Here is a 21250-nt window from a genome sequence, read left to right on the forward strand (position 1 = left end):
TTACCTTGCGAACGGCCCGCAACGCACACGATCAACGCGCCGCCCGCTATGCCCTGCAGGCGCTGGATGGGCGAATGAAAACGCAGGTCCTGATGCGCCCCAACCAAATCATCGCCAGCGCCAGTGGTGCCACCCGCCTGAAGATCGGCGTGACGCAAATCAACCACTGGCTCACCGACCTGGGCCAGGCTGAAGTCATGGCAAACATGCAAACCGCCGATCGAGGCCAGTATCTGGCCCGCACCAAAGCCTGGATGGGACAAAACCTGGGCACCGCCCTCCCCGTGGTGCTGGTCGGCTTGAACGCATGGAACCTGTGGAACACCGCCAAACAAGTCAGCAATGACGGACAGTTCACGGCGGAGGAATGGCGTGTACTGAGTGCCAATGCGGCGTATGCGGGGAATGCGATAGCAGCGCTGTGGGTGGGGCCGGCGTGGAATCGGGCGGGAGCGATGATTACCGAACTTGGTACGGAAACGTTGAAGGTCGCTCAAGCTGGCTATTCCCAATGGCTGCGAGAGGCGCAAACCGTTGCCAGCGGTAGTAGCCAGGCAGCAGTAGCACAAGAGTTTGCGGCGGTTTCGAAAGGTTTGATTCTGCGCACGGCGACATGGGCAACGCTGGGGGCTGTTGCAGCCGGGCTAGAAGCTTGGCAAATCGCAAATGAGGCTGCCCGTGCAACCAGTGAAGAAGAGCATGCGCTCCTCACTGGGAAGGAACGTATCGTCAAAGGGATGGCAGTCATTTCCACAGGGCAGTTGGTTGGCGTTGGCCTAGGCTACTGGTTCAACTTTGCCTGGGTCATGTCCACACCCGTGACAGTTGCTCTAGCAATTCTTGGCATTGCCTACTTATTGATCACTATGGCCGCCAACAACTACAAGCGCGAGGGTCTACGTCTATGGCTCCACCGGTGCAGTTGGGGACGCGGTGCAAAACCTGAATGGATGGGCAACGACGGCCACCCCCAACAAATTCGCGCGCTGCTGGAGACGCTGCAACGCCCCACTGTCGTGGGCAGGGGATTGTATTACGGCGGTGGCCACACCATGAGAAGGTGGAAGGGCTTTTGGATACAGGTTCTAGTACCTGCGACATTGGCGGGAAAGGAGCTGACCTTACAACCTGCAATGGTCGACAAAACCTACTTTTGCAAGGCCGGATTGCAACTCACACCGGATAATTATTACGTCCAATTTCTTAACGGCAATTGGGTAAACCCCAGATTACTTGGTCAGCTACCTGACGACCCTCGTGGAGCCACAAACAACAAAGATTACATCTATACCGATACCGATAAGCATAGGCTTTGGCAAGCCTGGATCGAAACATCAACTGCCGAGCCTACTTTTGAAATGGAAGTTATATACCCACTCGACGTACTGCGGCGCGCTGACGGTCGCGGCTATCTATTTCGCTTGTCACTTGCAGGGTCAGCACAAGAAGCGAATCGATCCAATAATGCCTTTAGCGGAGAACTGAAGGAAGAAGATGGCGTAGTGCTGATGAATAAAAGCACCCAACTATTAAAGCTAGCAATACCCCACTAAATTCAAGAGCATCATTATGCTAATCAGCCTCAACAAACCACCCGATCTACCAAGCCAACTCAAGTGGAAATTTTTGCATGAGCCCGAACTATTAACCTGGACAATTCAAGCACGGAACTACAACACATTTATAGCAAATTGCATGTTTGCATTCATGAACCTAATAACATTAGGTGTCGCATATTCCGTATACTTAAATCCCTCCCCAGGAGAGGGATTCTTTGCTCGAATATCCATCAGCATAGGCTTCTATATACTTATAATTTTGACCATTTCCTCCATGACCCACCAACGAATGAATTTCGCCTATCGCATCAGCAAGTCTGGCGTGGAGTATTGTAAATGGAAAGATTTTCCGAAATGGGCACTGCCCTGCCTAAAATGGATGGCTGGTATTACCGCTGTCATCTTCATTTTCATGGCAACCATTGACCCTTCTTTCTTGATCGGCGCCTTGGTGGGCCCAGGCGGCCTAGGCTTGACCTATCTCTCAATGGCACACTCTAAAAGCTATAGAGAACTGCATACCCAATACCATCACCACGAATTCGAGTGGAGGGATATTGTCCAGCTCGCCATTGCCACTAACAGAGAAGTTGTCGATGTGAAATACAAATTCTTCCGCAAAGGCGATACCGTCAAGACGTGCTGGAACTTCAACATTCATTGCCAAAAGAAAGACAAAGAGCGCGTTGCGAATTTCATTAGACCCTACCTCTTGCCTGGCGTACCTTTCATCAGAGCAAAAGTAAACGTCCCGCTAGGCACTGATTGAGGAACATCAGTCTGATTTGTCCTTATCTCTCTGGTCATCACCACACCGTCAAGAACCACTGCGCAGCGACCTGCGGTAGTCACCTGGCGCTCGCCCTGTCCATTTCCTGAACGCTTTGCGAAAGTTGGCCGCTTCGGAAAACCCCACTTGAACCGCCAGGTCGTCCATCGGCATATCGCTCTGCTGTAAAAACTCGATGGCCAAGGCGCAGCGTACTTCATCGAGTACGCTCTGGTAGGTGCGTTGGTGTTCTGCCAGGCGCCGATGCAGTGTGCGGGTCGATAGGCCAAGAGTTTGTGCAACTACGTCGATGCCCGGGAAGCGTCCGGTGCGACTCAGGCAGGCCAGGCGCACGGATTCAATCAGGTCGGATTCGTCTGGCAGGCTGGCGACGAGTTGCTGACAGAACCCCATCGACATCGCCGAGGTAATTGGGTTGGCATTCGGGCAAGGCTGCTGCAGCACCGAAGCATCAAAGCGCCATTCCATAACCGGGCTGTTGAATTCCACCGGGCAACGAAAGACTTCTTCATAGCGTTGCCAATAGGCCGGCGCAGGGTATGGGAACGCCATTCGCACGGACGGAAAAGGCCTTTCCAGCACACATTGGATCAACGACTGGATGGAGGCGAACCAGAACTCCGTAGCCAATGGCATCAGTTCGCCCAGGGCAAAGAACCCCTGGCCAACGAAAATGCCCTCATTTCCCTCCACTCGAAAAGTTTTTTCGAACACCGGCCCCAGCAAGCGGATGTGCCTGATGCCGAAATCCACGGCCTGACCGAAGTGTTCGCTGCTCAGCAAGGCGTAGCCGAAGATACCGAAGTCACTGATACGTTGGCGCTCACCGGCGCGCAAACCGCTGTCAGGGTGGCGCATCAGCCGCTGCATGTTGGCGAAAATTGTCACTTTTTGCCGATGAGAGATGCGCGTGTTGGCGTCCTGCATCTGTGCCAGCGAAAGCGCGGTGCCCTCCAGCAATCCCTCGACGCCCACGTCCTGGCTGCGCAGCTCGGCCAGCAACGCCGGGAGGCCGAGCATGTTGTTCTGTGGCACATCTTGAGAGGTGCCATATGCACCCACGATCAGTTGGGTCATCAGCGGATCTCCATTCAAGGTTGGCAGAAATTAACCCCCACACTGGCGGAATACAACCTCCCGTCCCACCACTAAGCGTTGCAGCATTAGATCAGAAGCACCAAAAAAATAAGATCTGAGGCTCCCATGAGACGAATGCTTGCTCCCACCCTCGCCGCGGGCACCCTGCTGATTTCATTACCGTCACTGGCCAGCGATGAACCCCTGAATAGTGTGCGAATCGGCTACGCCGACATCCAGTTCAACACCCATTCCAGCGATATGACCGGGATGCCCGGCACCACCCCGGCCAATGTCCAGGCCACCGTACGAGACAGCGGCACGCTAGCACTGATTTATGAGCGCAGGCTCGGCGGGCCTTGGTCCTTGGTGATACAGACCGGCGCACCGCCAGTGATTGATTTTGATGGTGCCGGCTCCGCGGCTCCTCTCGGTAAGGTCGGCAGTGCCCGGGCCTGGTTCCCCGCAGTACTGCTGGCCTATAACTTCAATGTGCTGGGCGTCGAGCCGTATGTCGCCCTGGGTGTCAATTACACCTGGTTCAGCGAAGAAAAAATGACTGCCGCCTACAACACCGCCTTTGGCGGTACTTCCAGCACCTCGAAGATGGACGATTCCTGGGGCGCGGTCGCCAAAGTGGGTGTCGAGATCCCCTTGACCGGTCACTGGAGCGCCGGATTTTCCTACGCCCGCTACTGGCTCGACACCACCGCCACCATCAAGACCCAAACCCCAGGGCTAGGCCAGGTCAAACGCAAGATCGATGTCGAGGCTGACCCAGATGTCTATTCCTTCACGGTCGGCTACCGCTTCTGACTCTTCTTCTGCACGCGCACTTCACGGAGCACTGAACGTGACTACTGAACACAACAACAGTTTCGACTACATCGTCGTCGGTGGCGGCTCGGCAGGCTGTGTGATCGCCAGCCGCCTCAGCGAAGACCCGAACATCAGCGTCTGCCTGGTCGAAGCCGGTGGTGCCGATCGCAGCGTGCTGATCCATGCACCGGTCGGCATGGTTGCCATGCTGCCGACAAAGATCAACAACTGGGCGTTCCAGACCGTACCACAGCCCGGACTTAACGGGCGTCGGGGCTATCAACCACGCGGCAAGACGCTCGGTGGTTCCAGTTCGATCAACGCCATGCTCTATGTGCGCGGGCATCGCCAGGACTACGATCACTGGGCTGCGCTTGGTAATCAAGGCTGGTCATATGCAGAGGTGCTGCCCTACTTCATCAAGTCGGAGCACAACCACAGCCTCAACGATGACTATCACGGTCAACACGGGCCTTTGAGTGTGGGTGAGGTGAGTTGTCCCAGCGCCTTGAATGCAGCGTTTCTCCAGGCCGCCCAGCGCAACGGCATCGGTCCTGCCAAAGACTACAACGGTGCCGAGCAGGAAGGCGCGTTCATGTACCAGGTCACTCAGCGCAATGGCGAACGTTGCAGTGCAGCCAAGGCTTTCCTTACGCCCAACGTCGAGCGCCCCAACCTCACGGTGTTGACGGGTGCCACTGTCGAGCGGGTCTTGATTGAGTCAGCCCGGGCCACCGGCGTGCAACTGCTACAGGGTGGCCAGCGTGTGGTGCTCAAGGCGCGTCAGGAGGTGATCCTCAGCGCCGGCAGTTTCGGCTCGCCGCAAGTGCTTTTGCTTTCGGGTATCGGTCCTCGGCAGGAATTGCTCAAGCATGGCATCAGTGTGGTTCATGAACTTGCGGGGGTGGGGGAAAACCTGCAGGACCATATCGACTATGTCATCACCTACCGCAGCCGCAATAAAACCGACACCTTCGGATTCTCGCCGACCTTCAGTTGGAAGATGCTCAAGGCCATGGTGCAGTGGAAGCGAGAGCGCAAGGGCCTGGTGACATCGCCCTTCGCCGAATCGGGGGGATTTTTCAAAAGTCACCCCGACCTGCCAATGCCCGACCTGCAATTGATCTTCGTACCGGCGATTGTCGATGATCACGCGCGCAAGATGCGGCCGGGCCACGGATTCAGCTGTCACCTGACGCTGCTACGGCCCGAGAGCCGCGGCACGGTAAAGTTGGCCAGCAAGGACCCGAGCGCCGCACCGTTGATTGACCCGTGCTTTTTCAGCCGAGCACAGGATATGGAAGTACTGATGCGCGGTGCCGATTTCCTTCGCAGCCTCCTTGAGGACGCGCCATTGGCGCCGTTTCGCGGTAAGCCGCTCTACCCCCTGGACGCGCAGAACCGCCAGGCGGTGGAGCAGGATATTCGCAACCGCGCCGACACCCAGTACCACCCGGTCGGCACCTGCAAAATGGGTAACGACCCCTTGGCAGTGGTGGATGACCAACTCCGCGTTCACGGTATCGCCGGCCTGCGCGTCGCCGATGCCTCGATCATGCCAACGCTGATCGGCGGCAACACCAACGCGCCGAGCATCATGATCGGCGAGAAAGCCGCCGCTATGTTGCTGCACAGCCGCCAGGAGGGCTGAACCATGAATGATCTTGTCCAGGCAATCGACATCCAGGAAGTCGAACGCATGCAACGCTTGCTGCAGCGTCAGCGCCAGGCATTCAACCAGCAACCTTTTGCGCCGTTGAATGTTCGAATCAACAACCTCAAACGTCTGATCGCCGTGTTGCGTCGCTACCAGCAGCCAATCATCAAGGCCCTCGACGCTGACTTCGGTGGCCGCGCAGCATTCGAGACCCTACAAATCGAAGTCCTCGGGCCGGTGTTGCAGGCACGCCATGCAATCGCTCATCTGCGCCGCTGGATGAAAGCCGAGCCACGCAAGACTGAGCTGTTGTTTCTCGGCAATCGCGCCTGGGTGCAGTACCAACCCAAAGGCGTAGTCGGCATCGTCGGCACCTGGAACTTCCCCCTGTACCTGACATTGGGGCCACTGATTGCAGCGCTGGCTGCCGGCAACCGGGCGATGATCAAAGTGTCCGAGTACGCACCGCACAGCTACCAGGTGCTCAAGGACATGCTTGGCGAGGTGTTCGACGAAGACGAGGTGGCGGTGTTCACCGGCGAGCTCGCCGCCGCTCAGGCTTTTACTGCACTGCCATTCGATCACTTGGTGTTTACCGGCGCGCCGCAAGTTGGCCGTCAGGTAATGCGCGCCGCTGCCGAGCATCTGGTGCCGGTGACGCTGGAGCTGGGTGGCAAGTCTCCGGCGCTGGTTGGCGAGGCTGCCGATCTTGAAGAGGCAGCGTTGCGCATTGCCCACGGCAAGGGTTTCAACGCCGGCCAGGTGTGCATTGCCCCAGACTATGTGCTGGTACCGCAAGGCAAGGCCGAGGCGTTTGCCCAGGCGCTCAAGCGGGCGTTCGAGCGGCTGTACCCAGACCCGGCCCACAGCGCCGACTACACCAGCCTTATTAATGACCGGCAGGCTCAACGAATGCAGGCGCTCCTGGCCGATGCCCGGGACAAAGGTGCGGTGGTCCTGTCTTGTCGAAGCGCCTCGGCATCGCCACGACGTTTGCCTCTGCAGGTGATTACCGGGGTGAACGAAGACATGCGCGTGGCCCGGGAAGAAATTTTTGGTCCCTTGCTGCCAATCATCGAGTACGCCGATCTCAGCCAGGCGATCGCTTACATCCAGGCCCGTCCACGCCCGCTGGCGCTCTACCCGTTTGGCCTGGATGCACGACAAACCGAGCGCCTGCTCAAGGAAACCCACAGTGGTGGGGTGACCCTGGGCGATTGGGCCTGGCACGCGTTCCAGCACGACCTGCCATTCGGTGGGGTGGGTAATTCCGGCATGGGTTCCTACCATGGCCAGGAAGGCTTTCGCACCTTGTCGCATGGCAAAGCCGTGCTCAAGCGCCAACGCTGGTTCCCCGTCCAGCTGTTTTACCCACCTTACGGACGCTGGGTACAACGCCTTGCCGTGCGCTTCTATCTGGGCAAATCCGAATAACCGCACGCACATTAGGCGTTGGGCATCAAACAGTGACGGCGTCGTGAGTTTTTCACACGCCGCTGAATTTTCTTAATAATTCCCGACAACAGTTCTGGAGAAACGACGCGATAAAATCGCAAGACACTGATAAATATAGAAATAATAGATGGCATGAAACTTGATAGGGTCGGGCCAGGCGCTACTGCATGGCGCTGCCCATAACAATAAGGTTGACCCTCTCATGTTCAAACACGCCCCACTGCACCTTGCCACTAGCCTATTGCTGGCTACCTCCGCCTGGCACGCTCAGGCTACCGAAGGCGGCATTTCTTCCTGGCCCATGGGTATCGAAATTTACGGCATGGGTATCCTGCCGCCCCCTGGTACTTACGGCCAATTGTTCGTAGGTAATTACCTGGCTGACAGCTTGCGCGACAACAGCGGTGCCAAGGCGGCTGACATCGACTTGCGTGTTACCACGTTGGTGCCGCGCTTTGTCTGGGTCACGGAACAGAAAGTACTCGGCGGCGACCTGGGTTTTCACGCGCTGCTGCCCCTCAATGACATGCGTCTGAACATCAAGGGTGGACCGCATGATCGCAAGCGCGGCATCGGCGATGCCCACTTGGGCCCGGTGATCGGTTTTCATCCAAGCGAGAAGCTGCACATCGCCACCGGTGTCGACTTCGTCCTGCCCACTGCCAGCGAGTACGACGAGGATGACTTGATCAATCTCGGCAACAATTACTACACCGTGCAAGGTGTGCTGGCGATGACCTACCTGGACCCCGCCGGCCTGAACGCCGATGTGCGCCTGATGTACGACTACAACTTTGAAAACAAGGCGACCCACTATCAGTCGGGCCGTGAACTGCATGCCGACTACACCTTGGGCTGGGGCCTTGGCAACGGCTGGGTGCTGGGCGTCGGCGGGCACGCCTATCAGCAAGTCAGCGACGACAAGTGCAGTGCCGGAGACTGCTCCGCCGCCGCCCTGGTCGAGGCCAGCGACGGCAACCGTGGTCGCTCCTTCTCCATCGGCCCTGCCGTGCAGTACAGCAGCAAGCAAGGCTGGATGTTCAGCGCCAAATGGCAGGACGAATCCGGTGTGCGCAACCGTGCCGAAGGCCAGACGTACTGGTTGAAATTCACCACGCCGCTGTAACGCCCGCGTGCCCGGGTCAGCTGCCTTTGAGTCGGTAGCTGACCTGGGCACGGCTCATGCCGAGCATTTGCGCTGCCGCCGTAACGTTACCGCCGGAGCGCTCCAGCGCCAGACTCACCAACAGTCGCTCGATTTCTTCCAGCGAGGTGCCCAGCACCCGCTCCTGACCGGCAAAGAACGCCTGCAGACGCGCCAGTTCCGGGGCATCGGCTGCAGCTTCGCCGGGGCGTTCTTGCTCCTCGCTGGCAGCGGGCCGAGGCGCTGCTTCTCGCAAAGCCAGGCGTCCCTCGGCGGTCAAGCCAATTGCCGAATCAATCAACGGCGCGCCTGCTTCTGCCAGGTGCACTACATCGATCGCTTCACCATCGCTGGCAGCGATCACGCCGCGCTCCACCAGGTTCTGCAGCTCGCGAATGTTGCCGGGAAAGCGATAGGTCAGCAGCGCGTTGACCAGTCGCATACTGAAGCCTGCCAATTGGCGACCATGGCGCTGGCTGAAGCGGCGCAGGAAATAGCTCATCAACAACGGAATATCTTCGCGCCGCTCACGAAGCGGCGGTAAATGAATGGGAAAGACGTTCAAACGGTAGAACAGGTCCTCACGAAAGCGCCCCGCCTCTACCTCCTGACGCAGATCGAGGTTGGTCGCGGCAATCACGCGTACATCAACCTGGATCGGCGAGGTGCCGCCCACACGTTCGATCTCACCTTCCTGCAAGGCACGCAATATCTTGCTTTGGGCATGCAAGCTCAAGGTGCCGATTTCATCGAGAAACAAGGTGCCGCCGTTGGCCCGCTCGAATCGCCCTGGGCGGGAACGCTCGGCACCGGTGAAAGCGCCACGCTCGACGCCAAACAGTTCGGCTTCAATCAGGTTCTCCGGCAGCGTTGCGCAGTTCAACGCCACCAATGGCGTGTGGTGACGGCGGCTGGCCTGGTGCAAGGTGTGGGCGAACAGCTCCTTGCCCACCCCGGATTCACCGGTCAACAAGACGGTTGCCTGGGTAGGCGCCACGCGCTGAAGCAACTGGCTGGCAGCAACGAAGCTGGCAGAAATGCCTACCAGTTGCTTGCCATCGCTGGGCACCTCCAACTCGGCCAGGCGTGTGTCGACCCCCGAGGTATAAGCGCTGCGACTAAGAAAATCACCCGGATCCAGATAAGCCAGATCAACATCAATGTCTTCCCACTGTTCGGCAGGCTTACCCACGATACGACAAGCCGGATGGCCCATGGCACGGCATTGCAGTTCGCGAAACACTACCAGGCGCCCCAGCAGCGAGGAGGCGTAGCCGCTGGCATAGCCGATTTCCATCCAGCACGCCGGTTCCCCGCCAAGACCATAGGCGGCAATGTGCTCGTCCACCTCCAGGGAGTTGTGCCAGAGAAACTCGGAGTAGAAATGCCCGACACTGGAATCGATCTCAAAACGCACGACTTCGACATTGACCATGCCTTCGAGCATGTGCAGACGAGGACCGGCGCTGTAGAGGCTGGCGTGATCACCTTCAGGCCATTGCTCGCTGACTTGCGCAGCGTCGCGGGCGCCAGCCTGCCAGCCAATGCGCGTTAACAAGCCACGGGCCTTGTCCAGGCCCAGGGCGTCGATCAGCTCGCGGCGAATAGCACCAAAGGCCGAGCCTTGCAGCAGCATCATGCGCTGGCCGCACAACCAGATACTGCCGTCCTGAGGGGCGAAGGCCACAGACTGCGCCAATTGCTCGGCTGATGGCAGACCACTGCTGCCGAACTGGTTGGTGCGGTCGACGATCAGGCGTTTATGGCGGCCCAGTACCTGTCGGAAAAAATCTTCATCGACGGTGCGGCCAGGCTTGCCAGGTGTTGTAGGAGTCATAGGCAATACCAAAGGCATTAAGGTGAGTCTTGCAGTATGCCCCCCGCTTCGGCCGGGTCAATTGGCCGCTCGGCCAAGGCCGGTGCTAGAGGGCGAAAATGTCCGATAACCGCCCAAATTTTGCGTCAGACCGAGTGTGTCGAGCTTTCTGCAGTCGCCGACTTCTCTGCATAAATTTTCGCACTGTCCCCTCTTACCAACTCTGCCGAAAACACCCAAACAATAATCAACCCTCTGTTTTATCTATGTTTTCTCTCTAAAAAACAACATGGCACGATAGTTGTTATGGGCTGTTCATCGAAATCATTTCGACACAACAAGAGAGAAACCGATGACCCTTACCCGCCCTGCCTACCAGAATCTTCACCTACAGCCGTTGGCCGGAGAATGGCGTGCTGGCAGCGCTGAGCGCTCGCTGACAGTATCCGACCCCTTCACTCAGCAATCACTGCTGCAGATTCCCATGGCCACCCGCGCAGACCTCGATGCCGCCTACCGCTGCGCTCACCAGGTTCAGTCGGCCTGGGCCGGACAATCGCCGGCCTTACGCAGCAAGGTGATGCTTGAGGCCGTGCGCATCTTCGATGAGCGCCGCGACGAAATCATCGACTGGATAATCCGCGAATCCGGCAGCACACGGATCAAGGCCCAGATCGAATGGGGCGCTGCCCGCGCCATTACCCAGGAAGCAGCCAGCCTGCCCAGCCGTGTACACGGCCGCATTGTCAGCTCCAATATTCCCGGCAAGGAAAGCCGTGTGTACCGCAAGCCCTTGGGCGTAATCGGCGTGATCAGCCCGTGGAACTTTCCCCTGCACCTGACCGCCCGCTCTCTCGCCCCTGCCCTGGCCCTGGGCAATACCGTGGTAGTCAAACCGGCCAGTGATACCCCTGTCAGCGGCGGCCTGCTGTTGGCACGCATCTTCGAGGAAGCCGGCCTACCAGCCGGGGCGCTGAGTGTGGTGGTGGGCGCTGGTGCCGACATCGGTGATGCCTTTGTAGAGCACCCGGTACCTGCCTTCATTTCCTTTACCGGCTCCACCCAGGTGGGCCGCAACATTGGCCGAATCGCCAGCGGCGGCGAGCATCTCAAGCACCTGGCCCTGGAGTTGGGCGGCAACAGCCCGTTCGTGGTCCTGGCCGATGCCGACGTGGAACAGGCAGTCAATGCCGCCGTGGTCGGCAAGTTTCTGCACCAGGGTCAGATCTGCATGGCGGTCAACCGCATCATCGTCGAACAACCGCTGCTCGATTCCTTTACCCAACGCTTTGTCGAGCGAGTCAAAGCCTTGCCCTGCGGCGACCCAAACTTGCCGACGACGGTGATCGGTCCGGTCATCAACGCCCGGCAGTTGGCTGGCCTTGAGCAAAAGATCGGCACGGCCCTGGCAGAAGGCGCGCAATTGCTGGTCGGAGGTCAGGCCCAGGGCAATGTGCTGCCACCTCACGTGTTTGCCAACGTCAGTGCCGGCATGGACATCGCCCATGAAGAGATCTTTGGCCCGTTGGTAGGTATCCAGGCTGCGCGCGATGCCGAGCATGCGCTGGAGTTGGCCAATCGCAGCGAATACGGCCTGTCCAGCGCGGTGTTCAGCGCCAGCCTGGAGCGCGGTGTGCAGTTCGCTCAACGCCTGCAGGTGGGCATGACCCACATCAACGACATTCCGGTCAACGACGAACCCAACGCGCCCTTCGGTGGCGAGAAAAACTCGGGGCTGGGCCGTTTCAACGGCGACTGGGCAATCGAGGAATTCACCACCGACCACTGGATCACCGTGCAACACCAGCCACGCCATTACCCGTTCTGATTGTGCGTTCTGCCCCATAAAAATAAGGAGTCTGCAATGTCACTCTTGCCCAACCGTCAGGCTGTGCGACGAAGCGTCACCACCTGCCTTGCCTTGCCTGTGATCCTCCTGGCCAATGCGGCCGTCGCTGATGGCGACGGTGTGTGGAAAGGCGGCGAAAATGTCTACACCAAAACCTGTGGCCATTGCCATGAAGGTCAGGTCGGCCCGCAGATCAAGGGTCGCCAATTACCAGCAGCCTATATCACGGCTGTGGTGCGCAACGGCTTTCGCGCCATGCCCGCCTTCCCCGCCTCGTTCATTGACGACCATGCCCTGCAACAGGTGGCGGACTACATTTCCCAGGCGCCAGTCACGCCAGCCAAACCCTGAGGGCACTGTGATGATGAACGTCGAACGTCGCTCACTCCTTAAGGGCATGGCGCTGGGAGGCCTGGCCGGCGTGGCCATGAGTAGCTCAAGCCTGAGCCTGGCCAACAATTTACTGGGCCGCGCCGGCCCAGTCCAGGCCGCCAGCCTGGCACTCGTCAGCCCTGCAGTCGCTGGTTCAGCTTTTGTCCAGGGCCTGCAAGCCAGCCCCTCCACGCCGCGCATTCAAGTCATGAGCGCAAACCTGGACCTGGCGGCATTACTGGATGTGCAACAGCGCCTCTCAAGTGGCCAGCCACAGCGTCTGATCGGGCTGCTCGATGATGCCAGCGCCACGCTGATCATCGACCTGGCCCGCAGTGCCGGGGCACGTGTGCAGTGGCTTGGCCAACATAGCGCCAATGCCAGCCACTCGCGCCACCGCCTGCTCAGCGCCGAGGCTGCACACGGCTGTGCCTTGCAACTGGTGCATCAGCTCAATCGTTGTGGCCTTGGCTTTGACCTGCATGAGCAGCGCCTGCACAGCCCTGCCCCCACCCTGCACCTGGCGACCAGCATCGGCCAAGGCAGCGGCAATGATCAATGGGCGGCCACGCTCGGTTACGCCCTGGCAACCCTGGGCAGCACCGACACCGGCCAGGCACCGTTGAGCGCCAAGCATTCCGGGGCACTGACTGGCACTTATGTGTCGTTCTCGATCCACGTATGAAGGATTCCAACATGACTCAAGCAACTGCCAACACCCTGCTGCCTCGTGGCGTCGATAGCGACCATTTCCAGCAAGCCCTCACCCAGTTCCGCGCCCTGCTAGGTGATGAAAACGTGTTGCTCAAGGACGAGCAACTGATCCCCTACAACAAGATCATGATGGCCGTGGACAACGCCGAGCACGCGCCTGCAGCGGCGCTCACCGCCACTACAGTGGAACAGGTGCAGGGGGTGGTGAAGATTTGCAACCAGTTCAAGATCCCGATCTGGACCATCTCCACTGGTCGCAACTTCGGTTATGGCTCCGCCGCACCCGGCCAGCGTGGCCAGGTGATCCTGGACCTGAAGAAGATGAACAAAATCCTCCACGTCGATCCCGACCTGTGCACGGCACTGGTTGAGCCGGGGGTAACCTACCAACAGCTCTACGACTACATCCAGGAACACAAGCTGCCTCTGATGCTGTCGTTTTCTGCTCCTTCAGCAATTGCTGGGCCGTTGGGCAATACCATGGACCGTGGTGTGGGCTACACGCCTTACGGCGAGCACTTTCTGATGCAATGCGGGATGGAGGTGGTGCTGGCCAGTGGCGATGTTTACCGCACCGGCATGGGTGGCGTTAAAGGTGACAATGCCTGGCAAGTCTTCAAGTGGGGCTACGGCCCTACCCTGGACGGGATGTTTACCCAGGCCAACTATGGTATCTGCACCAAGATGGGTTTCTGGCTGATGCCCAAGCCACCGGTGTTCAAACCGTTCGAAATCAAATTCGACAATGAATCTGACATTGCCGAAATCGTTGAATTCATCCGCCCGCTGCGCATAGCCCAGATCATTCCCAACTCGGTGGTGATCGCCGGTGTGCTGTGGGAAGCCTCCACCTGCAACACTCGCCGCAGTGACTACACCAGCGAGCCTGGTGCCACCTCCGATGCCATCCTCAAGCAGATCCAGAAGGACAAGAACCTCGGTGCCTGGAACGTCTATGCCGCGCTCTATGGCACCCAGGAGCAGGTCGATGTGAACTGGAAAATTGTCAATGGCGCGCTTAAGCAATTGGGCAAGGGGCGCATTGTCACTGAAGAGCAGGCAGGTGAAACCCAGCCGTTCAAATACCGTGCACAGTTGATGTCCGGGGTGCCCAATCTGCAGGAGTTCGGCCTGTACAACTGGCGTGGTGGTGGTGGTTCGATGTGGTTCGCCCCAGTCAGCCAGGCGCGGGGCAGCGAGTGTGACAAACAGCAGGCGCTGGCGAAGAAGATCCTCAACAAATATGGCCTGGATTATGTCGGCGAATTCATCGTCGGTTGGCGTGACATGCACCACGTCATCGACGTGTTGTACGACCGCACCAATACCGAGGAAACCCAGCGCGCCAACGCGTGCTTTGCCGAGCTTCTGGATGTGTTCGAGCAACACGGTTACGCCGTGTACAGGGTCAATACCGCGTTCCAGGAACGCGTTGCGCAAAGCTATGGCCCGGTCAAGCGCAAGGTCGAACATGCGATCAAGCGTGCGCTTGATCCGAACAACATCCTGGCACCCGGCAAATCGGGAATTGACTTGAACAACCCATTTTGAGTCCTGCCCCGCTAGAAGTGCCTGGCGGGGTTTCCCCATGGGCTACACAGCCCCGATCATGTACGACTTGAAGGTCCCGGGGTCGGTGCTTGAGTGACAGTTTCTGGGTGCTCGCCCGACAATCCCAAGGCTTCCCGGGTCAAGGTCTTGATAAGCGCAGCTACAGCCAGATCCCACGCAGCCTTGAGCTTGTCTTGCGCCGCCTTGTACTGCCCGTCAGGCATGGCGCCGCTCGCCGCGACTTCCATCAGTTCAGTCGACTGCACCTGGGCAGGTGTATTGACCGCTTCAAAGCGCGAGGCATACGCCCGTTTCAAATGTTCTACCCAGAAGTCCCGCGTTACCAGGGATCCCGCCAGTTGCTCTGCACTTTCCCGCGCAAGTATTTGCTCCCCACCCAATCGCACCTGCCTGACATTCAGGCCCGCGACCACACGAAAGTTCATGTCGCCTGGCTGGGCTGGCAGGTCAAGCAGGTTGCGCAGTTCCAGACGATAGGCAAGCCCAACCTCGATTTCATCGGGATTGTGGCCTGCCGCCTGCCGTGCCTGGATATCCTGCAACGCGAGTTGATCCACCTGCTCCAGACGCCACAGTTGTCGTCCCAGACCAATCAGGGCAGCCTGTTCTTGACCTGGCCCTACCTCGCTACACGCGCGCCATACCAACATGCGCAGTTCCAACGCGCTCAGGTGCAGCGCTGCACTGTCCTGACAAGTCAATTCCAGGTGTGCCATTAACTCGAACAGTGCTTCGCGTAACCCACTGTACTGACGCATGGCCTCAAGGAGGGTAAAGACACGCTCGGCCAAGCTCACTCGGTGATGCACAAAATCGGCGGTTTCAAGCAAGCGTTCGAGTAATTCGAAAAGCGCTGTGGAACCGCTGCTAGCTTGCATCTGGTCCCACGTGTCGGCGCGCGCCGTGCGCTCGTCAATACCGAGCACCTGCAGCCAGCGCTCACGGACAGCAGCCAGGTTGGACCTGGCACCCTCCAACCAGCCCGCCGCCACATGCCAGCCGTTGGATTGCATGAACGCGCGCAATCGATGTGCGGCGTCTTCCTGCAATGGATTCCACTCCAGCAGAATGGTGCTACTGAGCCACTGGGGCAGGCGGTAATACTAGTCTGGCACCTGGGTAATCTGATTGTTGCGCAGGTCCACGACGCTCAATTCCTGACGGGTGAGCAGATCTGGCGGGAACTCGGTGATGTGGGTGCGCTGCAGGTGTACGCGTTGCAGTCGCAGCATCCTGGCGAGTGAAAACACGCGGCCCAACGGGTTGGAGGACAGGTTAATGGCTTCGAGGCTTTCACACGTTTCAAGCATCTGTGTCTGCGCCTGATCCAGCGCGATACTGTTATTGGCGCAGTCCAGTTCGCGCAGCAGGCGAAGTTGCGCCAAGTCTTGCGGCAACCGGGTCAGACGATTGTTGGGCAGCTCAAGGTGAGTCAACCTGGGAAATGCCCGAAGAAAACCTTGAGGAATTTCCTCCAGGCCCATGTCCCGAAAGGCAAGCTGGCGGACATGCCCGAAGCTGACCGACTCAGGTAGCGCTGGCAAGGTATCCAGGTCCAATCCCCATATCATGAAGCGGTAGCCTTCCAGCTCGCCGGTTACCGAGTGGACTTCAGTGCCCAGCGTGTGCTGCCAGCAACTGATCAAAGCCCTGCTCAGACTGCCCCGCGGCACCCGCTGCGACGACTGCGTGGGGAGGTTTTCACTCCAGTGATGCAACGCCTCCTGTAGCCTTGAAAGCTCGCGCTGCAAGCGCACCACTTCACGCTGCGGATCTTGTCCCGAACGCCTTATAGCCTCAAGCCAACTTTCGATCTGCGCGTCATGAAACGCCGGATAGAGCAGACGTAGCTGGTTATACAATGCAGCAGGCCGACGTGGCGGACCAGGGCGGCGACCGGACAAAGGATAGCCCAGGCGACCTCCTGCCAATCGCTGTGGTGGTCGAAACCAGCCAATACGTGTGGGCTGCCCGATCAGTTGCTCGACCTCCTGGCGCTGCATTTTGGCCTGCGCTGCCAGGAGTACGCGCAGGTTGTGATCAAAGGGTTCACTTAAACCCATGCCGTCGCGGTAGGCATCCTCAAAGCCTGCAGCAATGACACTGAAAAAATCACCCGGACCGGCCAGTAACCGACCTTGAACATCGAATAGCTGAAAGTCCCCCGCATCGTGCACCAGGTCGAGGCACCGGCCTGTTTCCACAGCACCCGTCGACAACACTGCAGGCCCTTGCAGACGGCCGTCGAACAAGCGCCACCCCATCGTCGCGGGCGCACCCGGCAGACTGCCGCACAATGTCAGGCATACCCGAGCAAGATCCAGCGACTGCGGTGTGTACAAATACAGCGATTCATATACGCGTGCTACGCGGATTTGCCGCACTGCAGAGCGTGCAGCTTCGGCCATCGCCAACGGCACACGGCCGCTCTCAAGCAAACAAGCCCTTTCGCTGACGCCGGCACCTTCGAGTACGGCGGCTGCCGCCGGGGAATGCAAACTGGGGAAAGCGCGGCGCAACAGCATAGCCCCCTGCGGCTCACGACTCAGGCTGGCGTCGTAGATCTGCTGGAACAACAATCGCCGCTGCGCCACGACCACCCCGCCCAGCGCCGGCCCGGACAATTGCTCGGCCCCGGGCAGCGCGCTGATAACGTCGCGCACGGCTGGATCGGTGACCGTTTGCCCTTGGTTCACTTGAGTAATTGCGCTACGGATGCGCTGATCGATGGCAAAGCGTTCGCAGGTATCGACGAAACAGGCATCAGGGGCGTGGGCATATACATGCAGGGCGCGTAGTTGCTCGTCCGTCATGGCGGTAGTAGTGAGGATCTCTTCGATCTGTTGATCGGCGAAAATCCGGTAGAAACTGCCAAGCCGACGAAACATATGATAACGAGCATCCCACTGGGCAGGTTGTTCGCTACCCAAACGCCATGCGCCAGCACCGTTGCTTACCAGTGCTGGCGCATGCCCCCGTCGTGAGTACAAACACCAGGCACGTGCACGCTGGCGTTGACTGACTGCGTAGTAGTTACCCTCCATCTCGACCCAGTTCCGACTGTTCGCACGAAACAGCCCGTCCTGGCTCTGGACCGGCGCAACGGGCGGTGCCTCACTACGGTAGGGGGTGATGTCTTGATTCCATAGGCGCTGGCTACCGTTTTCCAATTGTGCAGGGATCAGGCTATCGACCACCACCGAGCGCTGCCAGGCAACGCGCGCAGCATGCACGCTTGCACCTGTTGCCGCCACCGCCGCCAGGTCGATGCTGACATTGAGCAAGTGATCCAGGGCTTCGTGAGTATCGCCCTCTCGCCAGGCTTGGATCCCATAGAAGCATCCTCGCAATAAATCCCAGACCGCCACGGCAAGTAACATCGCACCGAGCACCGGCACGAACAACCCTGCCAGGTTGAGCAGGGTCCAGCCTTCGGCTGCCAGGCGCTCGTCGTGCGCACGCTGGACTTCGCGATCAACCGCTGCAGTCGGCATTGCGATCATTGCCGCGTCGTCCTTGATTCGCTTGATCCAGGCCTGGGCCAGGCTTTCGAACACATAGCCGTCAAAGGCGTGCATGCGTTCTTGCAGATCGATGTTGGCCAGGTCGGACACCTGCGAGTAGCCGCTGATCACGCTGTTGAAGAAGCGTTGGCTGTCTCGGCGCCGCACGAAACGACTGAAAAAGTGTTGATAGGTGTGCGTGCGCAGTCGCTTGCCCAAATCGTTGGCGAAATACCGCAACGAACGGTAGGCACGCCAAGGTGATTGAGGATCGCCAGGTATGTACACCAGTACCCGATTGCTGGAGCTATACCACGGACTGAGGCTGTCATCGCGCACATCGAGGACGACTATCTCCTCCAACCGGCATTCCAAGAGGCTCAACTGCTTGGGTATGACGTGATCATCGTTGAGGCTAATCGGACTTCGCAGCGTACACAGTTCAACAAGCAATTGGTGTTCGTCTTCCCTCAACTGCCCCTTGATCCACGCGATGTGGGCATCTACCAACATTGTGTAGCGCTGCGCGCGCGCAATCAGCGAGGCTACTTGGCGGCGGCCCTCACCTGGCTTTTCGTCGACGGCATCGGCAGGTTCGAGCACCGAGTCCAGGTGGCTTTGATAGTGCTTGCCCAGATCCAGCTTTCGGCACAACTGAGCGAACTTGTCGGCGGTGGGCAGCACCGCCGTGGGGTCTTGGGTATCGAGCAAACCGTTACCGGCCAGGTAGCCCCCGGGCTGACTGTCTTGGGCCGTGAAGTTGCGCAGTGCCGCTTCCAGCAATGGCACATTGGAATACACCGCAGCCGTAATAGGATAACCAATAGGCTGGGGGGTGATTACCGGCTCCTTGCGGCCCATTCTGAATTGCAGGCGTTTGACGTCATACCCAGGCCCAAAGGTGGTACTCATAGCCTGCTGCAACAGCGCAAGGGTAAAACCTTCTACATCCTGTAACCCGGCCAGCACACTGCGCATACGCTGGTTGAAGTACAGGCTCAAGACCATCGCCTCTTTAAGCGCCGTCAACTGCGCAACACTGGCGCTACGCAGCCATGCAGGAAAAGCGCCGCTGATAAAGCCGTCCTGATAGTCCTCCAGGCTGCTTTCCAATGAACCTTTGATCGGGGTGTCGTCATTGCTCGCCGACATAGGCTTCAACCTCCTGTTGAAAATGCACAGGTTAGGTCTGCATACGGCGGCAATGTGCTAAGTATCTACGACCACCTCCTGCGCCGCTTGGCGCAGGAAGCAGTTGAGCCTACTCATACGCTTGCCCTTGCAGCAAGCGTAAGGTTTCAGAGCAGAAGGATCACCACGTCACGCCGCGGCTTTTTTCGCTGCGCGTATGTGCAGCACTGCGCCCATCAAGGCCACGACAATAGCCGCCGCAGCGGTCGAGAACACCAGTACCTGGTAGTCCGGCACAAATGCCATGGTCACCAGACAGCCGATGATGAACACGATCACCAAATAGGTCAGCCACGGGAACAGCCACATTTTCAAGCGGATTTGCTTGCCTTCGGCCTCCAGCTTGCGACGCATCTTCAACTGCGAGAAGGCGATCACCAAATAAACCAACAGGGCGATCATGCCGGTGGTGTTCATCAACACATCGAGTACGTCTTTCGGACGCAGCGTTTCGCTGAAGTTGATCAGCGCCACGAACACGGCCACAGAGCACGAACCGATGATCGAGAACACCGGTACACCGGTGCCTGCGCGGGTGATTTTGAAGAACGAGGGCGCATCGCCACGGGTCGACAGGGAAAACAACATGCGCGAAGCGGTGTAGTGCGCCGAGATCAGGCAACTGCTCACCGACGTCAAAACCACGAAGTTCATCACCAGTTCGGCGCCAGGGATCCCCAGCAGTTCCAGGGTGCGACGGTACGAGCCGTAACCCGACTGGCCCATCAGTGGGTCATTCCAAGGTACCAGGGCAACGATCAGGAAGATGGAGCCAACATAGAATAGGCAGATCCGCCACACCACCGAATTGGTCGCCTTGACGATTTGCTCGGATGGGTTTTTCGATTCGGCGGCAGCGATGGTCACAATTTCAGCGCCAAGGAACGCAAACATCACCCCGAGCATGGCCACCACAACCGCTTCCATGCCATTGGGCATAAAGCCCTGGGCGGTCAGGTTGCTCAGGCCGTGAACCTCCCCGGTAGGCCAGAGATTGAGCACTGCCATACCGCAGACCACAAGAAAACATATGATCGCCACCACCTTTATCAGCGCGAACCAGAATTCGAACTCACCGTAGTGCTTGACGTTGAAGAAGTTGACACTGATCAGCACCAGCGTGGTGGCCAGAACAAAGACATTGACGCTGACTGATGGGAACCAGCCATGCAGGATCTTGCCTGCCACATAGGCTTCCCAGGCCATGAGAATCACCCAGAACCACCAATACAACCAGCCGATAGTGAAACCTGCCCAACGGCCGATGGCGCGTTCGGCGTAGGTGGAAAACGAACCGGTATCAGGCGACGAGGTCGCCATTTCGCCCAGCATGCGCATGATCAGCACGACCAGGATGCCTCCGGCCAGGTAAGCCAGAATAGCCGCTGGGCCTGCGCTGTGGATCACGCTGCCGGAACCTACGAACAATGCGCCGCCAATGACTCCAGCGATCGACATCATGGTCAGGTGACGTGATTTCAGCGAAGCGCTGAGCTTGCTTTCGTGCTCCACCTTCCCTGAAGAAGTGGATGTGGATGTTGCGTCCATCTGTAGCTACCTCGTGTTCTTTTTATGCAAGGAAACTCATGAAACCGCAGCTGCCTGAATCTTCTTTAGCTAGCGATTACAGGGTGCTAATGTAAAAATGTATGTCACAGAGAGCCATGCACAGCACGATGCAAAGTTCACTGCACTGTACAGGCCGCCATTGCAGTACACCCCCGCCCTGAAC

14 protein-coding genes and 1 pseudogene are annotated in these 21250 nt (G+C 58.6%); 10 read left to right on the forward strand and 5 right to left on the reverse strand.

The window, feature by feature from the left end:
• Both H8F21_RS27560 and H8F21_RS27565 read left to right on the forward strand, forming a co-directional pair.
• Positions 1-1553, forward strand: a pseudogene (locus H8F21_RS27560) (T6SS effector BTH_I2691 family protein); the annotation flags it as partial.
• 16 nt (positions 1554-1569) lie between these two features.
• Entirely contained in the window at positions 1570-2328 is a 759-nt protein-coding gene (locus H8F21_RS27565) for a hypothetical protein (RefSeq protein WP_203482856.1), read from the forward strand.
• A 48-nt stretch (positions 2329-2376) separates the two neighbouring features.
• Here H8F21_RS27565 and H8F21_RS27570 read toward each other — a convergent pair whose 3' ends face one another.
• Positions 2377-3426 (reverse strand): AraC family transcriptional regulator, encoded by a 1050-nt coding sequence (locus H8F21_RS27570; protein ID WP_203585721.1) that lies wholly within the window; start codon positions 3424-3426, stop codon positions 2377-2379.
• Between the two features lie 135 nt (positions 3427-3561).
• On the opposite strand from H8F21_RS27570, the gene H8F21_RS27575 reads away from it, so the two are divergent.
• The 4 genes from H8F21_RS27575 to H8F21_RS27590 all read left to right on the forward strand — a co-directional run bounded on the left by H8F21_RS27575 (position 3562) and on the right by H8F21_RS27590 (position 8483).
• Positions 3562-4242, forward strand: coding sequence for an OmpW/AlkL family protein (locus tag H8F21_RS27575; RefSeq protein ID WP_236043250.1), 681 nt, complete (start codon positions 3562-3564; stop codon positions 4240-4242).
• Between the two features lie 37 nt (positions 4243-4279).
• Entirely contained in the window at positions 4280-5896 is a 1617-nt protein-coding gene (locus tag H8F21_RS27580; RefSeq protein WP_328824545.1) for a GMC family oxidoreductase, read from the forward strand.
• Positions 5897-5899: 3 nt separating this feature from the next.
• Positions 5900-7336 (forward strand): coniferyl aldehyde dehydrogenase, encoded by a 1437-nt coding sequence (locus H8F21_RS27585; RefSeq protein ID WP_203481340.1) that lies wholly within the window; start codon positions 5900-5902, stop codon positions 7334-7336.
• Between the two features lie 223 nt (positions 7337-7559).
• Positions 7560-8483, forward strand: a complete 924-nt coding sequence (locus H8F21_RS27590) for a SphA family protein (protein ID WP_203481338.1) — start codon at positions 7560-7562, stop codon at positions 8481-8483.
• 16 nt (positions 8484-8499) lie between these two features.
• Here H8F21_RS27590 and H8F21_RS27595 read toward each other — a convergent pair whose 3' ends face one another.
• Positions 8500-10338 (reverse strand): sigma-54-dependent Fis family transcriptional regulator, encoded by a 1839-nt coding sequence (locus tag H8F21_RS27595; protein ID WP_203481336.1) that lies wholly within the window; start codon positions 10336-10338, stop codon positions 8500-8502.
• 331 nt (positions 10339-10669) lie between these two features.
• Between H8F21_RS27595 and H8F21_RS27600 the strand changes: the two genes are divergently transcribed.
• Genes H8F21_RS27600 through H8F21_RS27615 form a run of 4 tightly spaced genes read left to right on the forward strand, consistent with a single transcriptional unit; the run spans position 10670 to position 14803 of the window.
• A complete protein-coding gene (locus H8F21_RS27600; RefSeq protein ID WP_203481334.1) occupies positions 10670-12145 on the forward strand; it encodes an aldehyde dehydrogenase family protein in 1476 nt (491 codons plus the stop codon).
• A 36-nt stretch (positions 12146-12181) separates the two neighbouring features.
• The gene (locus H8F21_RS27605) at positions 12182-12517 is read left to right on the forward strand and encodes a c-type cytochrome (RefSeq protein WP_203481333.1); all 336 of its coding nucleotides are present in this window, start codon (positions 12182-12184) and stop codon (positions 12515-12517) included.
• 10 nt (positions 12518-12527) lie between these two features.
• Entirely contained in the window at positions 12528-13223 is a 696-nt protein-coding gene (locus tag H8F21_RS27610; RefSeq protein WP_236043251.1) for a hypothetical protein, read from the forward strand.
• Between the two features lie 11 nt (positions 13224-13234).
• Entirely contained in the window at positions 13235-14803 is a 1569-nt protein-coding gene (locus H8F21_RS27615; RefSeq protein WP_203481331.1) for an FAD-binding oxidoreductase, read from the forward strand.
• Between the two features lie 56 nt (positions 14804-14859).
• Here the strand turns inward: H8F21_RS27615 and H8F21_RS27620 are convergent, their stop codons facing one another.
• The 3 genes from H8F21_RS27620 to H8F21_RS27630 all read right to left on the reverse strand — a co-directional run bounded on the left by H8F21_RS27620 (position 14860) and on the right by H8F21_RS27630 (position 21066).
• The gene (locus H8F21_RS27620) at positions 14860-15837 is read right to left on the reverse strand and encodes an NEL-type E3 ubiquitin ligase domain-containing protein (protein WP_203481329.1); all 978 of its coding nucleotides are present in this window, start codon (positions 15835-15837) and stop codon (positions 14860-14862) included.
• Positions 15838-15927: 90 nt separating this feature from the next.
• Positions 15928-19479 (reverse strand): leucine-rich repeat domain-containing protein, encoded by a 3552-nt coding sequence (locus tag H8F21_RS27625; RefSeq protein WP_203481327.1) that lies wholly within the window; start codon positions 19477-19479, stop codon positions 15928-15930.
• A 168-nt stretch (positions 19480-19647) separates the two neighbouring features.
• Positions 19648-21066, reverse strand: a complete 1419-nt coding sequence (locus H8F21_RS27630) for an amino acid permease (RefSeq protein WP_203481325.1) — start codon at positions 21064-21066, stop codon at positions 19648-19650.
• Positions 21067-21250: the final 184 nt, after the last annotated feature.

Origin of the sequence: Pseudomonas arcuscaelestis, from assembly GCF_016881005.1 — a bacterium.
GTDB lineage: Bacteria > Pseudomonadota > Gammaproteobacteria > Pseudomonadales > Pseudomonadaceae > Aquipseudomonas > Aquipseudomonas arcuscaelestis.

Coding starts and splice junctions, on each gene's coding strand:
- H8F21_RS27595 (WP_203481336.1), bottom strand. CDS start 10,338: ATGACTCCTACAACACCTGGCAAGCCTGGCCGCACCGTCGATGAAGAT.
- H8F21_RS27620 (WP_203481329.1), bottom strand. CDS start 15,837: ATGCAATCCAACGGCTGGCATGTGGCGGCGGGCTGGTTGGAGGGTGCC.
- H8F21_RS27600 (WP_203481334.1), top strand. CDS start 10,670: ATGACCCTTACCCGCCCTGCCTACCAGAATCTTCACCTACAGCCGTTG.
- H8F21_RS27615 (WP_203481331.1), top strand. CDS start 13,235: ATGACTCAAGCAACTGCCAACACCCTGCTGCCTCGTGGCGTCGATAGC.
- H8F21_RS27630 (WP_203481325.1), bottom strand. CDS start 21,066: ATGGACGCAACATCCACATCCACTTCTTCAGGGAAGGTGGAGCACGAA.
- H8F21_RS27570 (WP_203585721.1), bottom strand. CDS start 3,426: ATGACCCAACTGATCGTGGGTGCATATGGCACCTCTCAAGATGTGCCA.
- H8F21_RS27575 (WP_236043250.1), top strand. CDS start 3,562: ATGCTTGCTCCCACCCTCGCCGCGGGCACCCTGCTGATTTCATTACCG.
- H8F21_RS27625 (WP_203481327.1), bottom strand. CDS start 19,479: ATGTCGGCGAGCAATGACGACACCCCGATCAAAGGTTCATTGGAAAGC.
- H8F21_RS27610 (WP_236043251.1), top strand. CDS start 12,528: ATGATGAACGTCGAACGTCGCTCACTCCTTAAGGGCATGGCGCTGGGA.
- H8F21_RS27590 (WP_203481338.1), top strand. CDS start 7,560: ATGTTCAAACACGCCCCACTGCACCTTGCCACTAGCCTATTGCTGGCT.
- H8F21_RS27565 (WP_203482856.1), top strand. CDS start 1,570: ATGCTAATCAGCCTCAACAAACCACCCGATCTACCAAGCCAACTCAAG.
- H8F21_RS27585 (WP_203481340.1), top strand. CDS start 5,900: ATGAATGATCTTGTCCAGGCAATCGACATCCAGGAAGTCGAACGCATG.
- H8F21_RS27605 (WP_203481333.1), top strand. CDS start 12,182: ATGTCACTCTTGCCCAACCGTCAGGCTGTGCGACGAAGCGTCACCACC.